The sequence below is a fragment of the Cylindrospermopsis sp. CR12 genome (assembly GCF_001432185.1).
Classification (GTDB): Bacteria; Cyanobacteriota; Cyanobacteriia; order Cyanobacteriales; family Nostocaceae; genus Raphidiopsis; species Raphidiopsis raciborskii.
In genome coordinates this window covers 124756-132495 of sequence record NZ_LMVE01000126.1, presented here as the reverse complement: position 1 = coordinate 132495, position 7740 = coordinate 124756, and the positions used below count along the sequence as shown (strand labels likewise).

Genomic DNA, 7740 nt, shown 5'->3' with positions numbered 1-7740 from the left:
AAGGTTGATTATAATGGAGTGTAAGCATTTATAAAAAAAGTGCACAGATTTCCATTATCAGAGTATCATCCCCAAGAGACAATAGTCAACCCCTACCATTGAAAAAAAATCGGCGCGTGGGTAAATAGATATCCTCGCTTGAAATTAATAGGACTTCCGGTGTAATTACCAAAGATGGGGAAAATCCTGCGGTGCTGTAATAGGAGATAGATAGCGATCGCTGGCGAAAAGGAGAAATTAGGATGAATGCTACCAACTATCTTGAGGAAGGTGAAGAATACTATGAGTCTTTATGAAACGGATTTTTATGCATGGACGCAACATCAAGCTAAGGCTATAAAAGAGGGTAAATGGGAATGTTTGGATTTACCAAACCTGTGGGAGGAGATAGAAGCTTTGGGGAGAAGGGAAAAAAAGGAGCTGAGAAACCGCTTGGGAGTTTTACTGGGACATCTGCTCAAATGGGAGTATCAAGCAAAATTCAGAGGTAATAGCTGGTTAGCGACGGTTCGAGAGCAAAGAAGAGAAATAAAAGTCCTTTTGGAAGAGAATCCCAGTCTCAAACCATATACCAAAGAAGTCCTTCTTGCAGCATATCAAAATGGGTTAGACCTAGCTGTACGTGAAACCGGGTTTTCTTATGACCTTTTTCCCCAATCCTGTCCTTATTCCTGGGAACAAACTTTGGATGGAGACTTTTTTCCCACAGAGAGGACGAAGTAAAATTATAGGAATTCCTCAGATTTATGTCTTTATTTAATCCAGCTTTTGCACAAAATCCTAAACCATTTCTTAAATGGGTAGGTGGTAAGACTCAATTAATTAATGAACTTGATAAACTAATTAGTTATCATATATCTAAGTATAATACTTATACTTACATTGAACCATTTGTTGGTGGGGGGGCAGTATTATTTTATATTTTATCAAATTTTCCTCAAATAAATAACATTATTATCAATGATATTAATTCAAATTTAATAAGTACCTACAAGCTAATAAAGGAGGATTACAGGAAATTAGTTTTAGTGCTGGCAGAAATTGAAAAAACTTATTATAATCTCACCTCACTTGAGAATAAACAACAATTTTACTTAGCCAAAAGAGATGAGTTTAATCAAGAGGATAGTGAATTTTCTCCAGTTAATAAAACTGCTCTAATGCTGTTTTTAAATAAAACTTGTTTTAATGGTTTATATCGAGTTAATAAAAAAGGTAAGTTTAATGTACCTTTTGGCAAGTATAAAGAACCTAAAATTTGTAATGTAGATAATATTGTTTCGGTCCATTACCATTTACAAAATGTTAAAATTTTTCAAGGGGATTTTACAGAAACTATAAGATATGCCCAACAACCGACCCTATTTTATTTGGATCCTCCTTATAAACCGATTAATGATACTTCGGCATTTACATCCTACTCTTTGGAAAATTTCAATGACCAAGATCAACTTAGACTTAAAAATTTTTGCGATCAAATACATATCAATGGACATTATTTTATCTTGAGCAATTCAGATGTTAAAAATTTTAATCATGAAAATACTTTTTTTGATGACCTTTATCAAGGTTATAATATTAGGCGAGTGAAAGCTAGACGGAATATTAATTCTAAAGGTGATTGTCGAGGTGAATTGTTTGAATTGCTAATTAGTAATTTCTAGATTAGTAATGTCTACATTAGCAATTTCTATATACGCTTTCATGAGAACTGGTTAGGGAGCGGTAATTCCAGAGGTCAAATCTGATTTTTGGCTTTGATTTGTAAGTACCTTTCCACCAACTGCTCGGAAATTTGATTTGCTGGTGCATCCAGCACTAAAACCCCCTGTTGTTTCAACTGGGCAAAAGCAATTTCTCTTTGTGATATTAAGTCTAAAGAAACAGCTCGATTATAAGCCTGTGTTAAGTCTTGACTAAAAGTATGGGCTATTTTATCAATCCCAGGATCCCTGAGTGTTACACAAAAAGGTAGATATCGAGGCACTAGTTTACATAGCGCTACTAGTAGTTCACGGGAAGCAGTAACATCGACTAAATCAGTAATTAACACTACTAGACATCTACGAGTCTGTTGTTTTACTACGTAGGTAATGGCATTTAAATAATCAGACTCCACTAATACTGGTTCAATAGGTGTAAGTCTGTCTATAAGTCGATTGAGGTGATTTTGTCCTCGTTCCGGAGGTATCCAGGTGTGCACCTGGGAGTCAAATAGCCCCACCCCTACGCGATCGCCCCTATGTAATCCTGCTAATGCCAAAGACAATGTGGTATTTAAACCCCAATCATATCGTTTTAACCCTTGTACATTAGCTGTCATTAATCTACCACGATCTAGTAATATAAGCAAGGTTTGTTCCTGTTCTGGATCCAGAACTCTTACTAGGGGACTCATATTTCCATAAGCACGTCTAGCTGTGGCTTTCCAATCAATTAACCGCAGGTCATCCCCCATGCAGTAATTACGGAGTTCAGCAAATTCCGTTCCCATTCCCTGTTGACGCAATTTAGTGATAGATCCAGAAGATTGTAGGGTTAAACGAATAGCGAGGGATCTGAGTCCTAACAAATCAGGATATACCTTAACCATAGTTTTTTGGGGAATTTGCCAATTGTCCCACCCTAGAGCCCAATTTCCCAACTGTCGAACTTGAATATTTCCCCACCAAAATTCTCCCCGTTGATTGGGTCTAATGGTGTATTTTACTTCCTGAGTATGATTTGGGGGAAGGTTAACTGTGAGGTTAGATGTGGATACGGGAAATTCTGTGGGATAGTAATCACGAATTTGAATAGCACTATTGACATTCCCAGACTCTACATTCAATATTACTAAATTGTCACGTCCAATAGATAAACGTAGAGGTAGTTGACGACTAATTTTCACCCGATGTCTTCTGATATTGAAGCAGTCAATCACCATCAGTCCCATGACCACCAAATCAAATAACAGGGTAAAGGTAATACTCTGGTAAATACCCACAATCACTGATAAGATGGGTGAAATCACTATTCCTAAACCCAATAAGAAATAAACTTTTTTAGCTGGAATCATACTATCTAGGAACGGGAACCTGATTAATTACAGTGGTTATGACCGAATCGATTTTTGAGCCATCTAACATTGCTTCTGGGTTTAAAATCAAACGGTGACGCAATAGGGGAGCAGCAACTGCTTTCACATCATCGGGGGTGACAAAATCTCTACCAGCAACCCAAGCGCATGCTTGAGATGTTTGTAACCAAGCTCCAGCAGCACGGGGAGATGCGCCCAGGGCTAAATCGGGATGTTTACGGGTCTTACTCACTAGTTCCAGAATATAGTCCACTATAGCTTCGGCTACATTCACCTGTTTCACAGCTTGTCTAGCTTGTAGTATATTATCTACAGTGGTAACTGGATTTAAATGAGAAATATCTAATCTTTTTCCTGTAAAACCAGATTGACGATTAAACAACATTTGTTTTTCTGCTGTTTGATCTGGGTAATCTACCACTAGTTTAAATAGAAACCGATCTAATTGGGCTTCTGGTAGGGGATAGGTTCCTTGAAATTCTAGGGGGTTTTGGGTAGCAACTACCCAAAATAAATCGGGTAATGGCAAACTTTCACCATCTAGGGTCACCTGTAATTCTTCCATTGCTTCTAGTAATGCAGCTTGGGTTTTGGGAGGGGTACGGTTAATTTCATCAGCAAGTAAAATTTCTGTAAAAACTGGACCTTTCCTCAAATAGAAGTTGCGGGTGTTTAAATCAAAAATATTCGTACCCGTAATATCCGATGGCAACACGTCTGGTGTTAGTTGAATTCTTTTGAACTCTCCTTGAATCAGTTGTGCCAAAACTTTAACCAGCAAAGTTTTTCCAGTTCCGGGAACTCCCTCTAAAATTATGTGACCACCTGCTAGGAATGCAATTAAACATTGCTTGATTAAACCTGATTGTCCCACAATAACCTTGTTTACTTCTTTTCCCAGGTTAATTACGGATGAATGTGTTATGCTCATGTGTTTAATTTTGTTTTATAAGTAAATTTAGATAAGGGATTGATTTTTCCGTAGACTTTGCCATTTAGCTAACCAGTTTAACAGGTTCTTTTCACTAATACGGTGTTTGCTGGTCTGTAGTTTTAGTAATTCTTCTAGCTCCGCTGGACTTTTACCAGTTTGTTGTTGCCAAGTTTTAATTAAATCCTCTTGGTTTGCTGGTGTGTTTCCCATTCCTAATACCTTTTGTAGTTGCAACTGCTCTTCTTTGCCAATCATTTCTAAAACAAAATCACTAGATTGGGCTTTGCGTAAAACTGCTGCTAATGCTTGAATATAAGCCTGACTGTTTTCTGTAATGGGTAGGTCTAACTTGATAGCTCTACCAAAACGACGATTGCCAGACCAAATTAATAATATTAATACCACACTTAATTGTAATAGCATTGGAAATAATGGAGTCTTGGCGAAGTAATCTAATAAATTTCCTTGTTTACTCTGATAATTAGTGTCTTGATTAATATCTTTATATCCATGAATATATTCATCTATAAGAACCTTTTCACTATTATCAGTAACTAATTTTGCTAAGTATCTAAAGTTGGCCTCATCCTGGTAAGCATTGGCAGCGAGATGGATAGTAGTGGCAAATATTACTTTTCCTTTACCAGATTTCCACTGCCAAACCACAGCACCAAAACGATCTCCTAATAAAACTTCTTCCTTGGTGGGTTCAACATATCTTCTGCTAGTGTCAATCTTGACTCTACCCAAGGGTGATTCTTGATAGGTAGTAAATTCTGCTGCTGTTGATGGTTGTTTGATCCCTAGAATAACTAATGTGTTACCTTGTCCTATCCATTTAATTTGTTGAGCTTCAAAATTGCCTTCTACCGAATTTAGGTTGATTGGCACTAATTCAGGATTGACCTGAATCAAGGTTACTGGTTTGGTTTCTGACTCAATTTCTACAAAAGGCTTTTGCCATCGCTGGATCTTTACCCCTTGATTTTGCATAAAAGCATACCAACCAGCATAGCCTTCTGGCCCGCGATTATAACTAGAACCATTTTTGATATTCTGACTAGGAGTAAAGCTGAAAATAGCCAAGATCACCATTACCAAGGCGATCGCACTTAGATAAAGTCGACGTTTAGGGGGGAGCATAATTAAGGGGAGTTGAATAATTCTTGATAGGACTGAAGACAGTGTTGATAATTTTCAGATGAAACCTTGTGGTTACTAAAGCATAACTGCTCATGAGTAGTAATTAAAGTCTCATAGGGTTGAATGGAAGCAACAGTGCCCAGGAGTAGTTGTAAATATTCTCCATCGGTGCGACTTGGTTGTTGAAGGGCGATCGCTCTTTCGTGCAATTGTTGGAGCATGGAAAAATATAGGAACTGACAGGCTTTTTGATAGTCACCCTGGTGGTAAAACTCTTGAGATTTAGCCAATAGGAAATTGCTGGAGAGCTGAGGAGGAGAATCAGGGACCCAGGGATGACCAAAGGTGGAACTGAGGTTTTTCCACCAGGTATATATTTCCGGGTAAAATTCTTGCCATAAACGCCAAATTACCCAACCCAATAATAAAACCAATATCAGCCAAAATAATACCTGTAGAATTTGCAGGATTTGTTCACTAATGGAGAATCTTGAATTTTCTGGGATGTTTTTAAAAAGTTGAGAATATTGGTATTCTAACCATTGTTGTATTCGCTGATTGAACAAATATAATTCCCATTCCCAGGTTGTTTTTTCCCAAGTATTATTGCCCATAACTATCGTATTTTTAATAGACATCTTGCAACTGACTTTTGAAAGATTGTACAGGAATGGGGAAGGTATAGCAAGTAGCTGACAAAATATAAGCGTGGGGAATGAGTTCAGTTTTTTGGAGAGTAGCTATGGGTGTGATTAGGTGTAATATATTAATGCTACGTGTCAATACTTGTCAATAACAGCTTGGAGCGATTTTCAAATGACTATTTATTTTTACAAAGTTTGTGAACCTTATGGCTGTTTCTCCAACTTTTCCCCCCATCCGATTGAAATTGAGGGTGTTTACTGGGCAACTGTTGAACATTATTATCAGTCGCAAAAGTTTGTTCACACCCAGGACAATGTCATTATACCTCTAATTCGCAGTGCTCCTACTCCTGAAATAGCTGCTGCTTTAGGAAGATGTGAAACACGTAAATCACGTCCAGACTGGAATTTGATTAAAATTGATGTGATGAAAACAGCAGTTTGGCAGAAATTTCTCAGCCATCAGGAAATCCAGGAGGTTTTGTTAGGAACGGGAGATGAAACATTAGTAGAAAACTCACCCGTAGATTATTTCTGGGGTTGTGGTGCTGATAAGACAGGAGAAAACCATCTCGGGAAAATTCTCATGGGTATACGCAACCAAATTCGGTCGAGGAATTGAAGAATATTACGTTTTGTTACAAAAATGGCAAATCTCTGGTAACTCTAATTTGAAGGTGTTATTCTATAGTTGAAGCCAAAAAAGAGGCTTCCCTGGCAGATCGAACAGCTAGAGTTAGAGTCAAAAAGTAGTAAGAGGTTGAAAACGCTGTTGAATTACAATCTGTCTCGTCTGAACACCACAACACCCAACGCGAGTGCTTGTATTCCCTCAAGTTAGTAACACAGGGGGTAGTGTGACCAGTATTCATTCCTTAGTAGCTCAAGGTGGTGAAAGCAGGCACATCCCTGGATAGGATCAGCAAAAGTGGGGAGTCACCAAGTCGGTAGATGTTGGGTGTTGCGCTGTGTGGATATAACTTTTTACTGATGGTAATTTTGTACTGATTTTCTCCTATTTTTGTGATATAATTAGCGATCGCAGGGAGTTTCAATAATGTCAACAGCGGTTTATGTCAATAATTGCGCTCAGAGCATGGTATATACGGGATTATGAACCAATTACAGAGTTGGAAAAACGACCTCCAGACATTCGTCTGAGTAAGAAGAGTTTGCTCAAGTCTGGTTTGCGGGCTGATTTTTTGGAGGATGCTGACCAGGTAAGAACAGCAACCTGGTTTAAACACTATTTGGAAGGTGATTCCATAGAATTTTATATTGAGGGTAGTGGTGGTTATTCTGTGGCTAACGTTGATTTGATTAGTCATGAAATTTACTTGACAAAACAAAGTTTGTTATCACAGTTGGAACCAACTATTTTTTTCTCTTTTCAAACCGAGTATGCAAGGTCCAGTGACCTATTCAGGGAGAACCTACAGGAAACCATAACAACCCTAAATAGTAAGTCCCGCGTGCCCTTAACACTGATAGAATCATCCCGGTCAAGAAATAAACCTTTAAGATTAAACCGCACAATTATGCGGAAGATCCGTAAAAGTCTGTTATTCATTGCTGATACCACACCAATTACTAGCATTGAGGGGAAAGATTTCTCTGAGTTAATTCCCAGTCCCAATGTTTGTATAGAAATAGGTTACGCGTTTGAACACAAGCGAACGGAACAAATTATGTTCGTACATGTCCATCGTCCAGAATTAGAGGGACAATTTCCCTTTGATTTAAGTGCGGAGCATATAGCAGAATTTGCTGATGCAGATGAGATTAAGCAATTCTTGACTGTTGCTATTGAAAGCAAACTCTCACGATTTAGACTTTTTGGTTGACCGAAACGCGGTTTAAGATAAAAATCTTGGGGCTCCTTTGGCTAAAGGTCAAGGGAGATAATTGTCAGGAAACCATGATATTCTCCCCGATTTCTC

At 38.1% G+C, this 7740-nt stretch carries 8 protein-coding genes; 4 read left to right on the top strand and 4 right to left on the bottom strand.

The annotated features are described in order from the left end of the window. The first annotated feature begins 282 nt into the window (after positions 1-282). A complete protein-coding gene (locus tag ASL19_RS14710; RefSeq protein WP_006277966.1) occupies positions 283-723 on the top strand; it encodes a DUF29 domain-containing protein in 441 nt (146 codons plus the stop codon). A 23-nt stretch (positions 724-746) separates the two neighbouring features. Then, positions 747-1664: a Dam family site-specific DNA-(adenine-N6)-methyltransferase gene (locus ASL19_RS14705; protein ID WP_057178913.1), complete on the top strand. Its 918-nt coding sequence runs from the start codon at positions 747-749 to the stop codon at positions 1662-1664. 74 nt (positions 1665-1738) lie between these two features. On the opposite strand, the gene ASL19_RS14700 is transcribed toward ASL19_RS14705, so the two are convergent. The 4 genes from ASL19_RS14700 to ASL19_RS14685 are packed head-to-tail and all read right to left on the bottom strand — an operon-like array spanning position 1739 to position 5794. Next, positions 1739-3058 (bottom strand): DUF58 domain-containing protein, encoded by a 1320-nt coding sequence (locus tag ASL19_RS14700; protein WP_057178912.1) that lies wholly within the window; start codon positions 3056-3058, stop codon positions 1739-1741. Between the two features lies 1 nt (position 3059). Then, positions 3060-4010 (bottom strand): MoxR family ATPase, encoded by a 951-nt coding sequence (locus tag ASL19_RS14695; protein WP_057178911.1) that lies wholly within the window; start codon positions 4008-4010, stop codon positions 3060-3062. A 27-nt stretch (positions 4011-4037) separates the two neighbouring features. Next, complete coding sequence (locus ASL19_RS14690; RefSeq protein ID WP_057178910.1) at positions 4038-5156, bottom strand: DUF4350 domain-containing protein; 1119 nt, start codon at positions 5154-5156, stop codon at positions 4038-4040. A gap of 2 nt (positions 5157-5158) precedes the next feature. Further along, on the bottom strand, positions 5159-5794 hold the full coding sequence (locus ASL19_RS14685) for a DUF4129 domain-containing protein (protein ID WP_057178909.1): 636 nt from the start codon (positions 5792-5794) through the stop codon (positions 5159-5161). A 178-nt stretch (positions 5795-5972) separates the two neighbouring features. Here ASL19_RS14685 and ASL19_RS14680 point away from each other — a divergent pair, with 178 nt between their 5' ends. After that, entirely contained in the window at positions 5973-6422 is a 450-nt protein-coding gene (locus ASL19_RS14680) for an NADAR family protein (RefSeq protein WP_057178908.1), read from the top strand. 451 nt (positions 6423-6873) lie between these two features. Further along, a complete protein-coding gene (locus ASL19_RS14675; RefSeq protein ID WP_057178907.1) occupies positions 6874-7644 on the top strand; it encodes a hypothetical protein in 771 nt (256 codons plus the stop codon). The last annotated feature ends 96 nt before the right edge of the window (positions 7645-7740 follow it).

Bases quoted from the DNA above. Each gene is read 5' to 3' on its own strand.
- ASL19_RS14710 (WP_006277966.1), top strand. From the start codon at position 283: ATGAGTCTTTATGAAACGGATTTTTATGCATGGACGCAACATCAAGCT.
- ASL19_RS14705 (WP_057178913.1), top strand. From the start codon at position 747: ATGTCTTTATTTAATCCAGCTTTTGCACAAAATCCTAAACCATTTCTT.
- ASL19_RS14700 (WP_057178912.1), bottom strand. From the start codon at position 3,058: ATGATTCCAGCTAAAAAAGTTTATTTCTTATTGGGTTTAGGAATAGTG.
- ASL19_RS14695 (WP_057178911.1), bottom strand. From the start codon at position 4,010: ATGAGCATAACACATTCATCCGTAATTAACCTGGGAAAAGAAGTAAAC.
- ASL19_RS14690 (WP_057178910.1), bottom strand. From the start codon at position 5,156: ATGCTCCCCCCTAAACGTCGACTTTATCTAAGTGCGATCGCCTTGGTA.
- ASL19_RS14685 (WP_057178909.1), bottom strand. From the start codon at position 5,794: ATGTCTATTAAAAATACGATAGTTATGGGCAATAATACTTGGGAAAAA.
- ASL19_RS14680 (WP_057178908.1), top strand. From the start codon at position 5,973: ATGACTATTTATTTTTACAAAGTTTGTGAACCTTATGGCTGTTTCTCC.
- ASL19_RS14675 (WP_057178907.1), top strand. From the start codon at position 6,874: ATGTCAATAATTGCGCTCAGAGCATGGTATATACGGGATTATGAACCA.